Source organism: Cellulomonas sp., from assembly GCF_017744555.1.
GTDB lineage: Bacteria > Actinomycetota > Actinomycetes > Actinomycetales > Cellulomonadaceae > Cellulomonas.
In genome coordinates this window covers 57,375-76,128 of sequence record NZ_JAGIBD010000021.1, presented here as the reverse complement: position 1 = coordinate 76,128, position 18,754 = coordinate 57,375, and the positions used below count along the sequence as shown (strand labels likewise).

Annotated in this window: 16 protein-coding genes and 4 tRNA genes; 7 read left to right on the top strand and 13 right to left on the bottom strand. The window is 73.0% G+C overall.

The window, feature by feature from the left end; genetic code table 11:
* Positions 1–88: 88 nt before the first annotated feature.
* The 7 genes from J7523_RS14095 to J7523_RS14065 all read right to left on the bottom strand — a co-directional run bounded on the left by J7523_RS14095 (position 89) and on the right by J7523_RS14065 (position 6,388).
* Positions 89–754 (bottom strand): hypothetical protein, encoded by a 666-nt coding sequence (locus J7523_RS14095; protein ID WP_291887726.1) that lies wholly within the window; start codon positions 752–754, stop codon positions 89–91.
* Positions 751–1,941, bottom strand: coding sequence for a glycosyltransferase family 4 protein (locus tag J7523_RS14090; protein ID WP_291887806.1), 1,191 nt, complete (start codon positions 1,939–1,941; stop codon positions 751–753). Before J7523_RS14090 ends, J7523_RS14095 begins: the two co-directional genes overlap by 4 nt.
* A 38-nt stretch (positions 1,942–1,979) precedes the next feature.
* Positions 1,980–2,942, bottom strand: a complete 963-nt coding sequence (locus J7523_RS14085) for a phosphatidylinositol mannoside acyltransferase (RefSeq protein WP_291887724.1) — start codon at positions 2,940–2,942, stop codon at positions 1,980–1,982.
* Positions 2,939–3,550: a phosphatidylinositol phosphate synthase gene (pgsA, locus tag J7523_RS14080; RefSeq protein WP_291887722.1), complete on the bottom strand. Its 612-nt coding sequence runs from the start codon at positions 3,548–3,550 to the stop codon at positions 2,939–2,941. The genes J7523_RS14085 and pgsA overlap by 4 nt, the downstream gene beginning before the upstream one ends.
* A 7-nt stretch (positions 3,551–3,557) precedes the next feature.
* Complete coding sequence (locus J7523_RS14075; RefSeq protein ID WP_291887719.1) at positions 3,558–4,130, bottom strand: HIT domain-containing protein; 573 nt, start codon at positions 4,128–4,130, stop codon at positions 3,558–3,560.
* Positions 4,131–4,133: 3 nt separating this feature from the next.
* Positions 4,134–6,146, bottom strand: coding sequence for a threonine--tRNA ligase (thrS, locus tag J7523_RS14070; protein WP_291887717.1), 2,013 nt, complete (start codon positions 6,144–6,146; stop codon positions 4,134–4,136).
* Positions 6,147–6,315: 169 nt separating this feature from the next.
* Positions 6,316–6,388, bottom strand: a tRNA-Val gene (locus J7523_RS14065).
* 257 nt (positions 6,389–6,645) lie between these two features.
* On the opposite strand from J7523_RS14065, the gene J7523_RS14060 reads away from it, so the two are divergent.
* Positions 6,646–7,074 (top strand): SsgA family sporulation/cell division regulator, encoded by a 429-nt coding sequence (locus J7523_RS14060; RefSeq protein WP_291887714.1) that lies wholly within the window; start codon positions 6,646–6,648, stop codon positions 7,072–7,074.
* A 72-nt stretch (positions 7,075–7,146) separates the two neighbouring features.
* Here J7523_RS14060 and J7523_RS14055 read toward each other — a convergent pair whose 3' ends face one another.
* Positions 7,147–8,010 (bottom strand): aminotransferase class IV, encoded by an 864-nt coding sequence (locus tag J7523_RS14055; RefSeq protein ID WP_291887711.1) that lies wholly within the window; start codon positions 8,008–8,010, stop codon positions 7,147–7,149.
* Positions 8,011–8,195: 185 nt separating this feature from the next.
* On the opposite strand from J7523_RS14055, the gene J7523_RS14050 reads away from it, so the two are divergent.
* The 5 genes from J7523_RS14050 to J7523_RS14030 all read left to right on the top strand — a co-directional run bounded on the left by J7523_RS14050 (position 8,196) and on the right by J7523_RS14030 (position 10,706).
* Positions 8,196–8,267: transfer RNA gene (locus tag J7523_RS14050), tRNA-Gly, on the top strand.
* Between the two features lie 55 nt (positions 8,268–8,322).
* A tRNA-Cys gene (locus J7523_RS14045) sits at positions 8,323–8,393 on the top strand.
* 29 nt (positions 8,394–8,422) lie between these two features.
* Positions 8,423–8,497, top strand: a tRNA-Val gene (locus J7523_RS14040).
* A 143-nt stretch (positions 8,498–8,640) separates the two neighbouring features.
* Entirely contained in the window at positions 8,641–9,030 is a 390-nt protein-coding gene (locus tag J7523_RS14035) for a metalloregulator ArsR/SmtB family transcription factor (RefSeq protein ID WP_291887708.1), read from the top strand.
* Complete coding sequence (locus J7523_RS14030; protein ID WP_363267051.1) at positions 9,027–10,706, top strand: SulP family inorganic anion transporter; 1,680 nt, start codon at positions 9,027–9,029, stop codon at positions 10,704–10,706. Before J7523_RS14035 ends, J7523_RS14030 begins: the two co-directional genes overlap by 4 nt.
* Before the next feature lie 23 nt (positions 10,707–10,729).
* On the opposite strand, the gene J7523_RS14025 is transcribed toward J7523_RS14030, so the two are convergent.
* The gene (locus tag J7523_RS14025; protein ID WP_291887705.1) at positions 10,730–13,012 is read right to left on the bottom strand and encodes a S1/P1 Nuclease; all 2,283 of its coding nucleotides are present in this window, start codon (positions 13,010–13,012) and stop codon (positions 10,730–10,732) included.
* 330 nt (positions 13,013–13,342) lie between these two features.
* Here J7523_RS14025 and J7523_RS14020 point away from each other — a divergent pair, with 330 nt between their 5' ends.
* Positions 13,343–13,726, top strand: coding sequence for a hypothetical protein (locus tag J7523_RS14020; RefSeq protein WP_291887702.1), 384 nt, complete (start codon positions 13,343–13,345; stop codon positions 13,724–13,726).
* A 60-nt stretch (positions 13,727–13,786) separates the two neighbouring features.
* Here J7523_RS14020 and J7523_RS14015 read toward each other — a convergent pair whose 3' ends face one another.
* The 4 genes from J7523_RS14015 to J7523_RS14000 all read right to left on the bottom strand — a co-directional run bounded on the left by J7523_RS14015 (position 13,787) and on the right by J7523_RS14000 (position 18,581).
* Positions 13,787–15,559 carry a thiamine pyrophosphate-requiring protein gene (locus tag J7523_RS14015; RefSeq protein ID WP_291887699.1) on the bottom strand — a complete coding sequence of 591 codons (1,773 nt, stop codon included), beginning with the start codon at positions 15,557–15,559 and terminating at the stop codon, positions 13,787–13,789.
* A gap of 2 nt (positions 15,560–15,561) precedes the next feature.
* Positions 15,562–16,368 carry an SDR family NAD(P)-dependent oxidoreductase gene (locus J7523_RS14010; protein WP_291887696.1) on the bottom strand — a complete coding sequence of 269 codons (807 nt, stop codon included), beginning with the start codon at positions 16,366–16,368 and terminating at the stop codon, positions 15,562–15,564.
* Position 16,369: 1 nt separating this feature from the next.
* Complete coding sequence (locus tag J7523_RS14005) at positions 16,370–17,578, bottom strand: zinc-dependent alcohol dehydrogenase (RefSeq protein ID WP_291887693.1); 1,209 nt, start codon at positions 17,576–17,578, stop codon at positions 16,370–16,372.
* Positions 17,579–17,684: 106 nt separating this feature from the next.
* Positions 17,685–18,581, bottom strand: coding sequence for an SDR family oxidoreductase (locus tag J7523_RS14000; protein WP_291887690.1), 897 nt, complete (start codon positions 18,579–18,581; stop codon positions 17,685–17,687).
* Between the last annotated feature and the right edge of the window lie 173 nt (positions 18,582–18,754).

Below are 18,754 nucleotides of genomic sequence, written 5' to 3'. Positions count from 1 at the left end.
CATCGTGGTGCGGGATGGGTGGGCCGCGCCGTCCGGCGGCCCGATCGGGTCATCGTAGTCCGTGGTGGAGGACGTCTTCCCGCACGTCTCAGACGCCCGAGCGGGACCCGTCGGACCCGTGCGCGAGAGCCCCGGGACGCCCGAGGCTCTCGGGCCACTCGTCGTCGAGGTCGAGCGTCCGCGGGGTCGGCGCGCGCCCCGCGAGGCGCAGCGCGCGGACGACCGGACCACGACGCGCCCGAGCCGCCTGGGCGACGGCCTCGTTGTGGAACCGGCGAGCCAGCTGGAGCCGGTACCAGGCGGACCCGAGGGCGCCGAGGAGCTCGTCGCCGGACGGGTCGGCGCGCAGCACCGCCACCTCGTCCTCGTCGTCGAGGGCCTCGCGCAACGTCGCGGAGAGCTCGCTCTCGACGCGCGAGCGATCGAGCGGGACCTCGTCACCGGCGGGCTCGTGGTCGTCGCCCGCGAGGAGCGCCGCGAGGTCGGGGGGCAGCGTCGTGGTGTCCGAGAGGCCGGACGACAGCGACGCCCAGGCCGCCTCGCCCACGAGCACGGAGCTCACGGGGTCGAGCAGGCCCGACGTCGCGAGCTCTGCGGCGACCGTCGCGCGGCGCACGAGCTGCGCGTCCACGACGGCCCGCGAGGCGTTCATCTTGCGGTGCAGCCGGTCGAGGCGGGACGCCGCGACCCACACGCACCACAGGCCGAGCCCGAGCAGCACGGTGACGACGACGGTGATCTCGGACCAGCTCATCGGGCCTCCCGCCGGCGCAGCTCGAGCAGGCGGGCGCCGCGAACGGACGACGGGTCCTCCCCGACGGGCGCCGCCGCACCCGCGACGACCATCTCGTACACCGCGAGGACCTGGTCGGTGACCGCCGACCAGTCGTACCGGCGGACCGACTCGGACGCCCGTGCGGTCACTGCCGCGCGCAGGTCGGGGTCGCGCAGGACGCGCACGAGGGTCGCCGCGAGGTCCGTGCTGTCGCCCGTCGCGAACAGCACGCCCGCGGCGCCGTCGTCGAGCACGCGGCTGAATGCCCCGAGGTCGCTCGCCACGACGGTCGCGCCCGCGCTCATCGCCTCGACGAGCACGATCCCGAAGCTCTCGCCGCCGGTCTGCGGCGCGCAGTACACGTCGACGGACGCAAGGAGCCGGGCCTTGTCGTCGTCGGACACGCTGCCGAGGAACTCCACCGAACCGGCGCGCTCCCCCAAGAGCTCCCGCGCCTGCTGGGCCCCGGTCTCGCCCCGGCCCGCGACGACCAGCCGCGCGCCGGGGAGCGCGTCGAGCACGCGTCCCCAGGCGCCGAGCAGCACCGGCAGACCCTTGCGCGACTCGTCGAGCCGGCCCAGGAACGCGACCGTCGGCGCGTCCGGCGTCCCGGTCCAGCGCGGGTCGGGCTCGGCGTCGGCGAACTGGTCCACGTACACGCCGTTCGGGATCACGACCGCGTCGCCCCCGAGGTGCTCGACGAGCGTGCGCCGTGCGTCCTCCGACACCGCGATGCGCGCCGAGATCTTCTCGAGCGACTGCTTGACCAGCGGGTACGCGACCTGCAGCGGACGCGAGCGGATGAGCGAGGTGTGGAACGTCGCGACCACCGGGCCGTCCGCGATCCACAGCGCGAGCATGCCGAGGCTCGGCGTCACCGGCTCGTGCAGGTGCAGCACGTCGAACTCGCCCGCGGCCAGCCACTTGCGCACGCGGGCGGCGGTCACCGGCCCGAACGTAAGGCGTGCGACGGACCCGTTGTACCGGACCGGGACCGCCCGGCCCGCAGCCGTGAGGTACGGCGGCACCGGGGTGTCGTCGTCCGCCGGCGCGAGCACCGAGACCTCGTGCCCGCGCGCGAGCAGCGCCTCGGCGAGGTCCCGCACGTGGAACTGCACCCCGCCGGGCACGTCGAACGAGTACGGGCAGACGATGCCGACCCGCAGGGGTCGGCCGTCGGTGCGGCCCGGCGCCGAGGCCGTTGTCACGTGCTGCTCCGCTCCGCCTCGAGCGTCGCGGCGTACCGGGCCGGGTCGAGGTCCTCGACGAACACGGCCTGGAGCATGTGCCAGTCCTCGGCGTGCTCCGCGATGCCCTGCGCGAGCCCGTCGACCCACGCCTGCGTGACGGCACGGACCTGCTCGGCGCGCGGCAGACCCGTGGGCACCTCGACCGGTGCGCCGAACTCGATGACGATGCCCCACGGCGACCCGGCGGCCTTCCGGCGCCCACCGCTCAGCCGCTCGTAGCTCACGACCGTCGGCATCAGCGTGGCGCCGGTGGACACCGCCAGCGCCGCCGGGCCTGCGGCGACGCGCGCGCGGTGACCGAACAGGTCCACCTCGACGCCGCGCGCCGTGAGGTCGCGGTCGGCGAGCAGCGGCAGCAGGCCCGGCCCGCCGCGCGCGGTCCGGACGAGGTCACGGAACACGTCTCCCCCGCCGGTGAGCGGGAAGATCCGCAGCCCGATGGACTCACGGAACCCGACGAACTCCTGGAACAGCTCCTCGGGCTCCAGCCGCTCCGCCACGGTCGTCACCGGCGCGAGCTCGCGGGTGCAGTACGCACCCGCGAGGTCCCAGTTGCCGACGTGCCCGAGGGCCAGCAGGACGGTCCGCCCCGCCGCCAGCTCGTCGTCGAGCCGCGGGTGCCTGATCAGGCGCACGCGCGCGTCGATCTGCTCGCGCGACATCGTGCGCAGCGCGAACGTCTCGCCGAAGTACCGCATGTAGGAGCGCATCCCCGCGCGGCTCAGACGACGTAGCGCACGCTGGTCGAGCCCCGGGCGCACACGCGCGAGGTTGCCCTCGAGCCGGCGAACGCCCTGGCCGTGGCGCCACCACGAGACGTCGGCCGCGACGTTGCACAGCCCCCTCAGGAGCGGGCCCGGCACCCGACCCGCGACACGCCACGCGGTCGAGTAGACCCGGGCGACGTCGACCTTCACTCGGTCACCCCGACCGCCTGCCGGTGCACCTTCGCCATGCGCTGCACGATGGTGATGCCGGACGCGACGGCGAGGAACCCGAGCGCGACCGTCAGCACGCCGTCAGGCGCGCCGAGCCCCACCGCAGCCGTCGCCACGAGGGCGATCAGCAGCCGGTCGGCGCGTTCGGCGATCCCGCCGGACGCGGTCATGCCCAGCCCTTCGGCGCGCGCCCGGGCGTACGGCACGATCGATCCCAGCACCACGCAGGCCAGCGCGAGGACGGCCGTGAGCCGGTCGTCGCCGTCCCCCACGAACCACAGCAGCAGCCCCGCGAAGATCGCGCCGTCGCCGAACCGGTCGAGCGTCGAGTCGAGGAACGCACCCCACGGTCCCGAGCGGCCCGCGCGGCGGGCCATCACGCCGTCGAGCGAGTCGGTCAGCACGAACACCCCGATGATGAGCGCCCCGAGGAACAGGTGGCCCGTCGGGAACGCCCACAGCGCCGTCACGACCACGACGAGCGTGCCGAGGATCGTGACGGCGTCGGGCGAGACACCCGCCCGCAGGAGGGCGTCGGCCGGCGGGGTCATGACGCGTGTCATGAGACCCCGCAGTCGGTTCAGCACGTCTCGATCATCCCTTCCGGTCGGCCGTCGTCGGGTCGGGCCACGCGGCGGCGAGCTTCGCCCGCGTGTCCGCGAGGAGCTCGGGCAAGGCACGGCTGCGGGCGACGATCGGCAGGAAGTTCGAGTCGCCGCCCCACCGCGGCACCACGTGCTGGTGCAGGTGCGCGGCGATGCCCGCCCCAGCGACCGGCCCCTGGTTCATGCCCAGGTTGAAGCCGTGCGGCGCCGACACCTCGCGGATCACCCGCATCGCGGTGCGCGTCAACGACGCGACCTCCGCGACCTCGTCATCCGTGAGGTCCGTGTAGTCGGCGACGTGCCGGTACGGGCAGACCAGCAGGTGCCCCGAGTTGTACGGGTAGAGGTTGAGCACCACGTACGCGACGGCACCGCGCGCGACGATCAGCCCTTCCTCGTCGCCGAGGGTCGGCTGCCGGCAGAACGGGCAGCCCGGCCCTGCCTCGTCGTCCGTCGGCTTGTCCTGGCCGCCGATGTACGCCATCCGGTGCGGCGTCCACAGTCGCTGGAAGCCGTCCGGCTCGCCGGCGAACAGGTCGGCCTGCTCGACGCCGTCGCTCACGTCTCAGACCTGCACACGCTCGCGGACGGCCGACGCGATCCGCCCGATCGCCTCGGCGACGGGCACGCCGTTCTCCTGGCGACCGTCCCGGTACCGGAACGACACCGCACCCGCCTCGGCGTCCTCGCCGCCCGCGATGAGCACGAACGGGATCTTCTGCGTGCTGGCGTTGCGGATCTTCTTGCCGAACCGGTCGTCGGTGCGGTCCACCTCGGCGCGGATGCCCTGGGCGCGCAGCTGCTGGACGACGTCGTCGAGGTACGCCTCGAACGGCTCCGCGACGGGCACGGCGAGCACCTGCACGGGCGCGAGCCACGCCGGGAACGCCCCGCCGTAATGCTCGGTGAGCACGGCGAAGAACCGCTCGACCGAGCCGAACAGCGCGCGGTGGATCATGACCGGCCGCTGACGGCTGCCGTCAGGGCCCGTGTACTCGAGCTCGAACCGCTCGGGCAGGTTGAAGTCGAGCTGGATCGTCGACATCTGCCAGGTGCGCCCGAGCGCGTCCTTGACCTGCACCGAGATCTTCGGGCCGTAGAACGCGGCGCCGCCCGGGTCGGGCACGAGGTCGAGGCCGGACGCCTCCGCGACGCGCCGCAGCGTCTCGGTGGCCTCCTCCCAGGTCGCGTCGTCCCCGACGAACTTGTCGGGGTTCTTCGTCGACAGCTCCAGGTAGTAGTCGTCGAGCCCGTAGTCCTTGAGCAGGTCGAGGACGAACGTGAGCAGGCTCGTCAGCTCGTCGGTCATCTGCTCGCGGGTGCAGTAGATGTGCGCGTCGTCCTGCGTGAAGCCGCGCGCGCGGGTCATGCCGTGCACCACGCCCGACTTCTCGTACCGGTACACGGTGCCGAACTCGAACAGCCGCAGCGGCAGCTCACGGTAGGAGCGGCCGCGCGACGCGAAGATCAGGTTGTGCATCGGGCAGTTCATGGGCTTGAGGTAGTACTGCTGCCCCTGCTTGCGGACGACGCCGTCCGCGTCGACCTCCTCGTCGAGCGTCATCGGGGGGTACATGCCCTCGGCGTACCAGTCGAGATGGCCCGAGACCTCGAACAGCTTCGACTTGGTGATGTGCGGGGTGTTGACGAACGAGTAGCCCGCCTCGACGTGCCGGCGGCGCGAGTAGTGCTCCATCTCCATGCGGATGAGCCCGCCCTTGGGGTGGAACACCGGCAGGCCGGACCCGATCTCCTCGGGGAACGAGAACAGGTCGAGCTCGTTGCCGAGCTTGCGGTGGTCGCGGCGCTCGGCCTCGGCGATGCGCTCGAGGTACGCACGCAGCTCGTCCTTCGTCGGCCACGCGGTGCCGTAGACGCGCTGCAGCTGCGGGTTCTTCTCCGACCCGCGCCAGTACGCGGCGGCCGACCGGGTCAGCTGGAACCCGTTGCCGAGCACGCGGGTGCTGGGCACGTGCGGGCCGCGGCACAGGTCCTGCCAGACGACCTGCTCGCTCTCCCGGCCCGCGCCACGCACGTTCTGGTAGATGCTCAGGCCGCCGAGCCCGACCTCGACGGACGCGCCGTCCGCGGCGGCGGGGTCGCCCTTGAGCCCGATGAGCTCGAGCTTGTAGGGCTCCTCGCGCAGCTCCTTGCGCGCCTCCTCCTCGGTCACGTCCCAGCGGCGGAACGTCTGGCCCTCCTTGACGATCCGGCCCATGACCTTCTCGATCGCCTTGAGGTCCTCAGGCGTGAACGGGGTGTCGACGTCGAAGTCGTAGTAGAACCCGTCGGTGATGGGCGGACCGATGCCCAGCTTGGCGGTGGGGTTGATCTCCTGGACCGCCTGCGCGAGGACGTGCGCCGCCGAGTGCCGCAGCACCGCGAGCCCGTCGGGCTCGTCGATCGTCACGGCCTCGACCACGGCCCCGTCGGGGATCGGCAGGTGCAGGTCGCGCAGCTCGCCGTCGACGCGGACGACGAGCACGTCACGCCGGTCGCCGAACAGGTCGGTGCCCGTCGTGCCCGGCTCCGCCGTGGTCGCAGATCCGTCGACGGTGAGGGTCAGAAGCTCGGGCACCGGTGCTGTTCCCTTCGTGGTGGCCCACCCGGGCGGAGGGCCCCTCGATGCTACCGGCGACACGGCGACCGCCCGGTCAGCAATACCCGCACCCGGCACGGCGCGCCGGGACACGGGTGAAACAACGCAGCGAGGGCCGCCCGTCAGGGGCGACCCTCGCTGTGTCCTGTGGGCGATACCGGACTCGAACCGATGACCTCCTCGGTGTGAACGAGGCGCTCTACCAACTGAGCCAATCGCCCGTCCTGCGTGCGGAGCACGAGGTCGGAGAGCCACCCGGGGGCGGCGTCGAGGAGGATGCTACCCAACCTGGGCGCAGATTCCGAACCGGTCGGCCGCCGGCCGGCCCGTACGCTCACAGCCGACCGGACGGGTGGTGGCACCTACCGGACGATCCCGTCACCGCGTCCCTCCGGGTGAACTCGGGCCGAGGACCGGTCCAATCCGGCACCTGGCCTGCCATGATGAGACCTCCAGCCCTTGTGAACAGGAGGACCCGATGACGCAGCCGTCGTACGACGTCGTCGAGGTCGTCGCCATGCAGCTCATCGGGTCCGACGCCAGTGTCATCCCGGTGAGCTCCGAGTTCTCCTTCCGGACAACCGATCCGTACACGGTGCGCGCAGTCTTCACAGGCCCGCACACCATGTCGACGTGGCTCCTCGGCCGCGAGCTCCTCTCCCTGGGGATGCACGCGGGATCCGATGCGCCCGCCGGGACGGGTGACGTGCAGGTGTGGCGCGACGAAGACCCCGATTACACGCTCATCTCGCTCAGCGGGGTCGAGGGCAGCGCGCTGCTCGCGGCACCCACCGAGCCCATCGCGCGGTTCCTCGCCGCCACCGAGGCCCTCGTGCCGCTCGGCACCGAGAGCGCCCGCATGGAGACGGAGATCACCGCCCTGATCGCCGCCCTCCTGACCGCCTGACGACGACCTCGAAGGCCGGTCCCGCCGCACGGCGGGGCCGGCCTTCGTCATGCCCGGCACGTTCGCCGGGCGTCACGGGTCGACGTTCTCGGCGACCTTCGCCTGGAACAGCCGCTGCGCCTCCACGGACACCGGGCCCAGCCCGACGTCGACCTCGTCGAGGGATGCGACCGGCGACACGTTCCGGATCGACCCGCTGAGCGTGAGGAACGACTCCCCCGCGACGACCTCGTCGAGCACGTCGTACGGGAGCTCGCCGGGCCTGGCCTCGCGGACCGGCAGCCCGGCCCCCGCGGCCCACTCGAGCAACAGCTCGCGCGTGATGCCCGCGAGGCACCCGCTGTCGAGCCGGGGGGTGACGAGCTCGCCACCGCGCTCGACGAGCACGTTCGAGCCCGTCCCCTCGCACAGCTCGCCCACGGTGTTGGCGAGCACGGCCTCGTCGGCGCCGCGGCGGTAGGCCTCGGCCAGCGCGACGACGTTCTCCGCGTAGGACGTCGTCTTGAGGCCTGCGACGGCCGAGCGCTCGTTGCGGACCCACGGCACGCGCACGGCGCGGGACGTCTCGGCGCGGACCGCGGGCCCGGCGAGGACGACGACGGTCTGACGCTGCTCGGCCGGAGCGAACCGGTGCGACCCGAGCGGGCCAGGACCACCCGTCAGAGTGATCCGCAGGCGACCCGTGTCGGGGCCGGCCGCCGCCAGCACCGCCTTGACACCGTCCCGCACGGCGTCCTCGTCAGGTTCCGCGAGCCCGAGGCCGAGCGCGGAGCGACGCAGCCGGCGCAGGTGCCGGGTGAGCGCGAACGCCTCGCCGCCGTACACCGCGCACGTCTCGAATACCCCGTCGCCCACGGTCAACCCGTGGTCGACGCCTGTGACGAGCGCCTCATCGGGGCTGTGCAGGACTCCGTCGGACCAGATCACGACACTCATGGAGCCAGTCTGTCACCCGCTATGACCTGGTCCGCGACGCTTTCCAGGCACCCAGACGGGGGTATTCGAGGGTCTGATCCGCAGGATCACGCGGGCCGCGGGAGCCAGTTGGACTCTCGCCGGAGAACTCGGTTAGAGTCTGGGACGCACACGGAACGCCGGTGAGAACCGGCAGGACGTGCAGCGCGGACGTGGCTCAGTGGTAGAGCATCACCTTGCCAAGGTGAGGGTCGCGGGTTCGAATCCCGTCGTCCGCTCGGAGGCAGACACTCCTGATCGGCTCCTCGCAGCCGCTGAGGACTGCGGTCTCAGGGTGGAGTGGCCGAGAGGCGAGGCAGCGGCCTGCAAAGCCGTATACGTGGGTTCGAATCCCATCTCCACCTCGGTTGCACTCCCCCACAGCACCACCCCTGGGCGATTGGCGCAGCGGTAGCGCGCTTCCCTGACACGGAAGAGGTCACTGGTTCGATCCCAGTATCGCCCACCAGCATTGCCGCAGGTCACAGGCCGTTCCGGAGAGATCCGGGACGGCCTTTCGGCTTTCCGAGGACATTTTCCACGCCGCGCATCGAGGCCGCTGGTCCGGAGTCGCTTGAGCGATTGCTAAACTGCGCAACGACTGGAGGTGCCATGCCCATCACGGAGACGACCGCTCCGCTGTACGCCATCAAGGCCGAGCTGTTCCGCTCCCTCGCGCACCCCACCCGGATCCAGGTCCTCGAGGTGCTCAGCGCCGCCGCCGATCATTCGGCGCCGGTCAGCAGCCTGCTCGGCACGACAGGCGTCGAGGCGTCGGTGCTGTCGCAGCACCTCGCCGTGCTCAAGCGCGCCGGTGTCGTGACGTCGGCGCGCACCGGCAACACGGTCGTCTACCGCCTGAGCCGCCCGCTCGTCGCCGACCTGCTGGTCGTGGCGCGCGCGTTCCTGCGAGAGACGCTCAGCGAGTCCGGCGCCCGCCTCGCCGCGGCCGACGACCTCCCCGCGCTCCCCGACGCGCACGTGGGTGGTGGCACACCCTGAGCTGGTCACCTCGCGGGCTGCTTCCCGGTCGGGCCGACCTGGACCTGCGCCCCCGCACGCTGCGGAACGACCTCGTCGCCGGCGTCACGGTCGGCATCGTCGCGCTCCCGCTGGCCCTCGCCTTCGGCGTCAACGCCGGCGTCGGAGCCTCCGCCGGCCTGGTCACGGCCGTCGTCGCCGGGATCGTCGCCGCCGTGTTCGGTGGCTCCCGCGTCCAGGTCTCCGGACCGACCGGGGCCATGGCCGTGGTGCTCGCGCCGATCGTGGCGACGCACGGGCCGTCGGTCGTGCCCGTCGTGGCGATGCTGGCCGGCGTGATCGTGCTCCTCGCCGGGGCGTCGCGGCTGGGGCGCGTGGTGACGTTCGTGCCGTGGCCCGTCGTCGAAGGGTTCACGCTCGGGATCGCGACGATCATCTTCCTCCAGCAGGTCCCGGCCGCCGTCGGCGTCACGGCGGCGGTCGGCGGCAACCCGCTCGTCGTCGCCGTGGACTCCGTGAGGCACTCCGGGCCCACCGTCGCCTGGACGCTGGCTGCCGTCGCGATCGTCGCCGCCGTCATGCTCGTCCTGCCCCGGCTCGCGCCGGGCGTCCCGGCCTCGCTGGTCGGGGTCGTGGTCGTCACCGTCATCGCGCAGCTCACGGACGCCCCGGTGGCGCGGATCGGCGCGCTGCCCGACTCCCTGCCGGTCCCGACGCTCCCGGCCGTCGATCCCGGGCTGCTCAGGTCGCTGATGGGGCCCGCGGTCGCCGTGGCGGCGCTCGCGGCGATCGAGTCGCTGCTGTCGGCCCGGGTCGCGGCGGCCATGCCGCCGACGACGGTGGGCCGCGGTCGGCCACCGCTCGGACCCAGCGACAACGCGCGGCGCTACGACCCTGACCGCGAGCTCGTGGGCCAGGGTCTCGCCTCGATGGCGTCGGCCGTGTTCGGTGGCATGCCCGCCACGGGGGCGATCGCGCGGACCGCGGTGAACCTGCGCGCCGGCGCCCGGACACGGCTCGCCGCGGTCGCGCACTCGCTCGTGATCGTCGGCGTGATCTACCTCGGCACGAGCGCGGTCTCGGCGATCCCCCTCGCGGCGCTGTCCGGCGTGCTCATGATGACGGCGGTCCGCATGGTCTCGGTGGACGCGATCCGCGCCGTGCTGAGCAGCACGCGCGCGGACGCGCTGGTGCTGGTGGTGACGGCGATCATCACGATCGCCGTCGACCTGATCGAGGCCGTGCAGATCGGTCTGCTCGTCGCCGCGTTCTTCGCGCTGCGCGCGGTGTCACGCGCGACGTCGGTCCATCGCGAGCCGCTGCCCGGCCCCGCCCTCCACGGTGACGAGCACATCGCGCTGTACCGGCTCGACGGCGCGATGTTCTTCGGGGCCGCCGAACGCATCGGCACCGAGATCCGCGCGGACGCGGACGCGCGCGTCGTGGTGCTGCGGCTCTCCCAGCTCCGCCTGATCGACGCCACGGGCGCGCACGCGCTGGCCGAGCTCGTCGCCGACCTGGAGCTGGCCGGGGTCACGGTGCTGGTCAAGGGCATCCAGCCCGCGCACCTGCCACTGCTGACCCGCGTGGGCGTCCTCGACGAGCTCCGCCACGAGAACCACCTGTTCGACGAGCTCGCGCCGGCCCTCGACCACGCCCGGTCCCACGTGAGGCGCTCGGAGCGCGAGGCCGCCTGACCGACGTCCGGTCGAGGAGGACGTCACGGGTGCGGGACGAGCACGGCGCCGATGTCGTCGAGATCCAGCGACGGGACGAACCTGGGATCCTCGTACAGCGCGCGCAGCTCGTCACGGTCCATCCCGACGAGCTGCTCCTGAGCGAACCGCTGCTCGGCACCGGCCTCGACCCACGCCGCCTCCCAGATCTGCGCGAGCGTGACCGCCCCGTCCGCGAGGACGTCGATCGTGGCGTCGCCGAACTGCTGCCACAGCGCCTCGAGGACCGCGTGGTTGTGCGTCGGGTTCTTCGTCTGGCCCGTCTGGGTCGCGGCGTACGCCTCGACGAGCGCCATGGCGTCGATCGTGTGCGCGGCCCGGTCCATGAGCTGCACCACCGCGACCGCGGCCTCCTGCCCGGTGGTGATCGGCGGGCGCGGACCCTGGGCGAGGGCGTCCGCCGCCGCCGGGAGTCGCAGCAGGATCTCGTCGGCCTTGAAGTCGACCAGGTACGTCTCGAACGACGAGTGCACGCCCTTGCCCTTGCCCTGCTGCGGACCGGCGTCGATCCCGTCGGCAAGGTGTGAGCCGTGCAAGGGCTGGGACGCGTCGCCGACGTAGTGCGACATGAGCCCCGCCGCGCACACGTAGCGGCGCAGGTCGCCGGCGGTCAGGGCAGCGACGAGCTCGTCGTAGAACTGCCAGACCCGGAAGGGCAGCAGGCCGCGCTTCGTCGACTCTGTCTCGCCCAGCGCGTCGTAGGTCGCCTGCCACACCGTGACCGCGACGTTCGCGGGGTCGTCGACGCAGCGTTGCCGCAGGGTCGCTCCTGTGGCGTCCTCGACGTCGATGTCGGCGTAGTGGGTCGGGTGCTCGGGCCCCGTGGTGCCGTGCCCGCTGAAGCTCGTGTCGCGGCCGCCGGGCACCTTGGTCGCCAGGTTCTTCCAGATGAGGTCGGGGACGTCGGCGAGCGGCATGAACGAGCCGTTCTTCTTGGCGTCCTTGGTCGCCTGGTCGATCGCGTCGGCGTCGAAGCCGTCGAGCGGGAAGCTGATGCGGTCCACGTTCTCGTGCATGAGCGTCCGCAGCCCCGGGGACGTCACCTGCGCGCACGCGAGGGCCGCGATGCCGTAGTGGCCCGTCTTTCCCCAGAAGGGCTGAGCGCCACGGTTGTGGTCGAGCACGAGCTCGACGTCGAGCAGCCGGATGACGTTCGAGAGGTTGGCCGCCAGGGTGAAGTTGAAGTTCTTCGTGCCGCCGCCGGAGACGAAGCTCTGACCGCCCCACTGCAGCGCGATCGGCCGCAGCCGGTCGGACCCTTCTTCCCGCAGGTGCCACAAGGTGCCCGAGTCGCCCGGCTGGGAGCCCGGGGTGCCGGGCTGCGGGGCGATGAGCAGGTCGGTGACCTCGTCGTAGCCGCCGATGCTGCGGTACCGGTAGAACAGGGCGGCGATGCGACCGTCGAGCCGGCCGGACGCGGCGCCGAAGGCGACGACAGGCGCGTCGATCAGCCGGGTGCCGATGTTGCGCTCGCTCAGGTCCGCGAGCTCGCCCAGGGGCGGCAGACCGTAGATCTGTGACGTCCACTGGTCGAGGTCGCCCACCTCGACGAGACCTGCGTCCAGGGTGAGGTAGGTGCGCCGGGCCGTGAAGTCGGCGTACACCTCGCCGAGCGGCAGCCGCGTGAGCTGCTTGCTCGTCGACGTCCCGACGGTCACGCGCCGGCCGCGCAGCAGCGTCGACACGGGCGTCCCCTCGGGCCCGGCGACGTGACGGCTGGTCAGCGCGTACACGGTGTGGCCGTCGGTGACGAGCCCGCCGACGCTTGCGACGTGGTCGACCCCCTGCGACCGTGCCACGAGAGGGAAGCCTCCCCCGATCACCGACTTCGGCCACGTCCAGGCGGGCAGGAGGTCGCCGGCCGGCTCCTGCGCGTCCACCTGGACGACGCACACGGGGACGGTCCGGCCGTCAGGCATGTACAGCGTCCTGGGCACCATCTCCCCCGGCGGGACCTGGCCCTCCCCGGTGCCGAACTCCTCGCGCTCGACCCAGCGGTCCACCAGCACGAGCACGCACGGCCACGAGTAGGCCCGGACCTCGCTGTTCGCGAACGTCCGGGGGCCCTTGTCCGTGCGGGCCCGACCGGCCTCCGCGGGCGGCGTCTCGTTCGGCCACGGCTCCGCCCGACGGACGTAGTACAGGCCGACGGCGGTCCCGACGACGTTCGTCATCGACGTGAGGTGCCAGTGGTAGTTGTCCCGCGCCTCGAGCAGGTCCTTGAGCGACAGGCTCGCGAAGTTGCGCTCCACAGCCAAGCGGTCCACGACGACCTCCCCGACGACGTACGGCAGCCGGGACGTCCCCGGGCGGCCTGCCGCGGGCCGGTGCGCTCGGGCCCGCGTCGGCCGCGGTGGCGATGCGTCTCGCGCGGAACGACCGCCGGCCGCCGTCGGGCAAGGGCGGACGTCGGCCCGCACTCCCACGGTAGGCAGCCGACGGGCGCCGGTCAGGGCCGCGCGGCCCGCCCCCGCGAGCAGGACGGCTGCCCGAACGGGCAGCGGTGCAGCGGCACCGCCCCAGGCACGTGCGGTTGCGGGTCCATCCGGACGGCAGTCCAATGCCCAGGAGGGGGGCCGATCCGAGGAGGTGCACAGATGGACACGACCGGGTGGATCATCATCGCCGTCGCAGCCGTTCTCGTCGTCGTCGCGATCGTCCTGCTGGTCGGGCGGCGTGGCCGCGGGCGCGAGGAGGCGCAGCGGGCGAAGGCCCAGGAGATCCGCGAGAAGGCCGCCGCCGAGCAGGTCGAGCTGCAGCGGCGCGAGGCGGAGGCCGCACGGCTCGACGCGCAGGCCCGGCTCGCGCAGGCGGAGGCCGACTCGCGGGCGGCCGACGCGGCCGCGATGCAGAACGAGGCGCGCGTGCGCGCCGAGCAGGTGAGCGGGACACGTGCGGAGCTCGACGACCGGCTCAGGACGGCCGACCGCATCGACCCGGACGTCACGGTCGAGGACCCGGGCCCGGAGCCGCGGGCCTGACCGGCTCGTGACCTGCGCGGTTCCACGGGCGACCGCGCGAGGCGTTCGGGCTCTGAGGTCTCAGGCCCGCTCGTGCCGGCGCTGCTCCTCGACGAGCCGGCGCGCGTCGGAGGCGTGCGCCTCCTGGGCGAGACCCCGCAGCATCTGGTCGACCTTCTCGTCCGGCTGCCGGGGTGCGAGGAGGGGGACGTCGCGGTCCATGACCGCCTCGACCACGACGGGCCGGTCGGCCGCGAACGCGGACCGCCAGGCGGTCTCGACGTCGTCCTCGCGCTCGACGCGGATCCCGCGCAGGCCGAGCAGCTCGGCGTACTCCGCGTACGGGAACGACGGCACGTGCTGGGACGTCGGGAAGCGCGGGTCGCCTTCCATCTCGCGCTGCTCCCAGGACACCTCCGCGAGGTCGCCGTTGTGCAGGACGAGGACGACGAACCGGGGGTCGGCCCAGTCGCGCCAGCGGTCCGCGACCGTGATGAGCTCGGCGAGCCCGTTCATCTGCATGGCGCCGTCGCCCGCGAGCGCGACCACGGGCCGGTCCGGGTGCAGGAGCTTGGCGGCGATGCCGTAGGGCAGGGCGCAGCCCATCGACGCGAGCGTGCTGGACAGGTGCGCCGGGACGCCGGGCGGCAGGCGCAGGAACCGTGCGTACCAGTAGGTGACGGACCCGACGTCGACGGCGACCTGCGCGTCGTGCGGGAGGGCGGCGCTCAGGTCGTGCACGACGCGCTGGGGGTTGAGCCGCTCGGTGGTCTGGGTGACGCGGCGCCGGACGACGGCGTGCCAGGTCCGCGTGAACGACTCCACGTCCTGCCGCCATCCGGCCTTCTCGGGCAGGAGCGGGAGCAGCGCGTCGAGCGTGTCGCCCGCGTCCCCGACGAGGGCGACCTCGTCCGGGTACTTGGTGCCGATGTTCCGGGCGGTGACGTCGACCTGCACGGCGCGCGCCTGACCGGGTGCGGGGTAGAACTCGGTCCACGGATCGTTGCTGCCGACGACGAGGAGCGTGTCGCACGACCCGAGCAGGTCCGCGGACGCCGTGGTGCCGAGGTGGCCCATGACGCCGCAGTGGTACGGCAGCCCCTCGTCGAGCACGGGCTTGCCGAGCAGGGAGGTCGTGACGCCCGCGCCGAGCCGTTCGGCGACGGCGCGCACCTGCTCGGCGGCCGCGCGGCCGCCCTGGCCGAGCAGCACGGCCACGCGTTCCCCGGCACCCAGGAGCTCCGCTGCCGCAGCGAGCTCGTCGGGTCCGGGCACGGACCGGCCGCGCGCGAACGCGGTGGACGTGGGCACGAGGCCGTGCTCGTGCCGCTCGTCGTCGGGAAGGTCGGCCTTCTGCACGTCGTGCGGGAGGATCACGGCGACCGGCGCCGACGCCGCGAGCGCGGTGCGGAACGCGTCGTCGAGGACGAGCGGCAGCTGCTCGGGGGTCATGACGGTCTGCAGGTACTCGCCGCACACGTCCTTGAGCAGCGTCGCCAGGTCCACCTCCTGCAGGTAGCCGGAGCCGAGCGCGGTGGTCACGACCTGGCCGACGAGGGCGACGACCGGGACGTGGTCGAGCTTGGCGTCGTACAGCCCGTTGAGCAGGTGGATCGCGCCGGGGCCCTGGGTGGCGAGGCACACACCGACGCCGCCGCCGAACCTGGCGTGCCCGCTCGCCATGAAGGCGGACATCTCCTCGTGCCGGGCGGTGACGAGCGCGATCTGGTCCTGTCGGCGTGCGAGGGCCGCGAGGAGCGGGTCGACGCCGTCGCCGGCGTAGCCGAACACGCGGTCGACGCCCCAGTCGAGCAGGCGTGCGACGACGCCGTCGGCGACCGTGGGGGTCCCCACCGTCAGTCGTCCTCGTCGAGGTCGTCGGGGCGGGTGAAGCGCGCGTGGACGGCGGCCTTGGCGCGGTCGGGCAGCACGGCCGCGGCGGCGGTCTGGCTCCGGGCGCGCAGGCTGCGCACCTCGACCTTGTCCTTGCCGGCCATGAGACCGTCGAGCGCCTGCGCGGCGACGTCGGCGGGGTCGTCCTTGCCGCCGCGGCCGACAGGCGTGTCCTGCATGTCGGCGCGCTCGAAGAAGTCGGTGTCCGTCTGCCCCGGAAGGAGTGCGGTGACGGTGACGCCGGTGTCCTTGAGCTCGTACCGGAGCGCTTCCGCGAACGACAGGACGAACGCCTTCGACGCCGCGTACGTCGCGTAGTACGGCCCGGGCATGAGGCTCGCCGTGGATGCCGTGAACAGCACGCGCCCGGCGCCGCGGGACACCATCGCGGGCAGGAACGCCTTGGCGAGGCGGACGGTCGCGAGGACGTTGAGCATGACGACCTCGACGTCGCCCTCGACGGGCGTGTCGAGGAAGGCCCCGCCGTGCCCGACGCCCGCGTTGAGCGCGAGGACGTCGACGGGTCGGCCGAGGGCGATGACGTCGGCGACGAGCCGGTCCACGCCGTCCTGCCGCGTCAGGTCGGCCACGACGGCGCGGACGGCGCAGTCCTGCCCGGCGACGGCGTCCGCGGCGACGACGACCTGCGGGTCCTCTGCCGTCATGAGCAGGTCGAAGCCGCGCTCGCCGAGCTGCCGGGCGAGCTCGAGGCCGATGCCGCTCGAGGCGCCCGTGACGACGGCGAGCGGGCGGGGAGTCTGCGGTCCCATGTCAGTGCCCTCCCTCGGTCGCGGCGGGGTCTAGCACGACCTTGATGCAGCCGTCGCGCTTCTCCTGGAACATCGCGTACGCGTCCGGCGCCTGCTCGAGCGGGACGCGGTGGGTCCGCAGGTCGAGCACGCCGAGGGGGTCGTCGTCGGCCGAGACGAGCGGGAGCAAGTCGTCGACCCAGCGGCGGACGTTCGCCTGCCCCATGCGCAGGGTGATCTGCCGGTCGAAGAGATCCATCATCGGCATCGGGTCGACCGCACCGCCGTAGACGCCCGAGATGGACACCGTGCCCCCGCGCCGCACGAGCCGGATGGCCGTCTGGAGCGCCGCCATCCGGTCGATCCCGGCCTTCTCGACGAACGGCCGGGACACCGCGTCGGGCAGCAGCCCCGCCGCCCTCTGGGCCGCGGACGCGCCGGGTGACCCGTGCGCCTCCATGCCGACGGCGTCGATCACCGAGTCGGCGCCGCGCCCGTCGGTCAGGTCGCGCACCGCCCCGAGCGAGTCGTCCACCGCCTTCACGTCGATCACGTCGATCCCGTGCCGGCGCGCCATCTCGAGCCGCTCGGGCACCCGGTCGAGCCCGATGACCCGCGACGCACCGCGGTGCGCGGCGATCCGGGCCGACATCTGCCCGATCGGCCCGAGGCCGACCACCACGACGGACCCCCCGGCCGGGACGTCGGCGTACTGGACGGCCTGCCACGACGTGGGCAGCACGTCGGACAGGTACAGGTAGCGCTCGTCGGGAGAGCCGTCGTCCGGGACCACGACGGGCCCGAACTGCGCCTGCGGCACACGCAGGTACTGCGCCTGACCGCCCGGCACCTGGCCGTAGAGCTTGGTGTACCCGAACAGCGCGGCGCCCTTGTCCTGGTCGCGGACCTGAGTCGTCTCGCACTGGGACATGAGCCCGCGGCGGCACATCCAGCAGGTGCCGCACGCGATCCCGAACGGGACGACCACGCGGTCGCCGACCTGGAGGCGGCCCGCTCCCGACCCGACCTCCTCGACGACCCCCATGGCCTCGTGGCCCAGCACGTCGCCCTTGTCGAGGTACATGCCGAGCACGCCGTACAGGTGCAGGTCGGAGCCGCAGATGGCCGTGGACGTGACCCGGACGATTGCGTCGGTCGGCTCCTCGATCCGCGGGTCCGGGACCGTCTCGCCCCGGACGTCCTCACGTCCCTGCCAGGTCAGTGCGCGCACGTCGTCCTCCTCGTTCGACCGCGGGAGGCGACGTCGCTGCACCTGCAAGGCATCGTCGGTGCCGGCGGGCCGATCCGCACCCCGAGACCGGGACGGGACGGCGGCGTCACAGGATCCGGCCGCCCGTCACGGCGATCCGGTCGCCCGTGACGTAGCTCGACTCCTGCGACGCGAGGAACACGTACGCCGGGGCGAGCTCGGCCGGCTGCCCGGCGCGGCCGAGCGGCGTGTCCGCACCGAACGACTCGACCTTGTCCGGCGGCATCGTCGCCGGGATGAGCGGGGTCCAGATCGGGCCCGGGCACACCGCGTTGACGCGGATGCCCTTCTCGCCGAGCTGCTGCGCGAGGCCCTTCGTGAAGTTGAGGATCGCGGCCTTCGTCGCGGCGTAGTCGAGCAGGGGCGGGCTCGGCTGCGTGGCCTGGATCGAGCTCGTGTTGATGATCGAGGAGCCCGGCTCCATGTGCGGCACTGCGGCGGCGGTGATCCAGAACAGCGCGTACACGTTCGTCTTCAGCACCCGGTCGAGCTGCTCGGTGGTGATGCCGAGGAGCCCGTCGTCCTGGGCCATCTGGTAGGCCGCGTTGTTCACGAGGACGTCGATCCCGCCGAGCTCGCGCACGGTCGTCTCGACGAGGTCCCGGCAGTACTGCTCGTCACGGACGTCGCCCGGGCACGTCACGGCGCGCCGCCCGGCCGCCTCGACCAGCCGGACCGTCTCCCGGGCGTCCTGCTCCTCCTCCGGCAGGTAGGAGATCACCACGTCGGCGCCCTGGCGTGCGAAGGCGAGCGCGACGGCGCGGCCGATGCCCGAGTCGGCACCGGTGACGAGCGCCCGCCGGCCCTCGAGCCGTCCGGACCCCTGGTAGGACGACTCGCCGTGGTCCGGCTCCTGCGGCATCTGCTCCGTCAGGCCCGGGTGCGGGATCGTCTCGGCCGGCTGGACCTCGGGGCCGGGGTGCTGGGAGCGGGGGTCCTGCTGCGTGCTCTGGTCGTCGGTCATCAGTCCATGGTGGGGAGTGCACCGGGATCCGCCACCGCAGCGGCGACGACCGGCCACGGACGCGCGACGGCCGACGTCCCGAGGTCGGGACGTCGGCCGTTCGACGCACGGCGCACGCGTCGATCAGGGGTGCGGAGCTCGGCTCGCCCGCACAGGGCGTCCCGGTGTCTCCC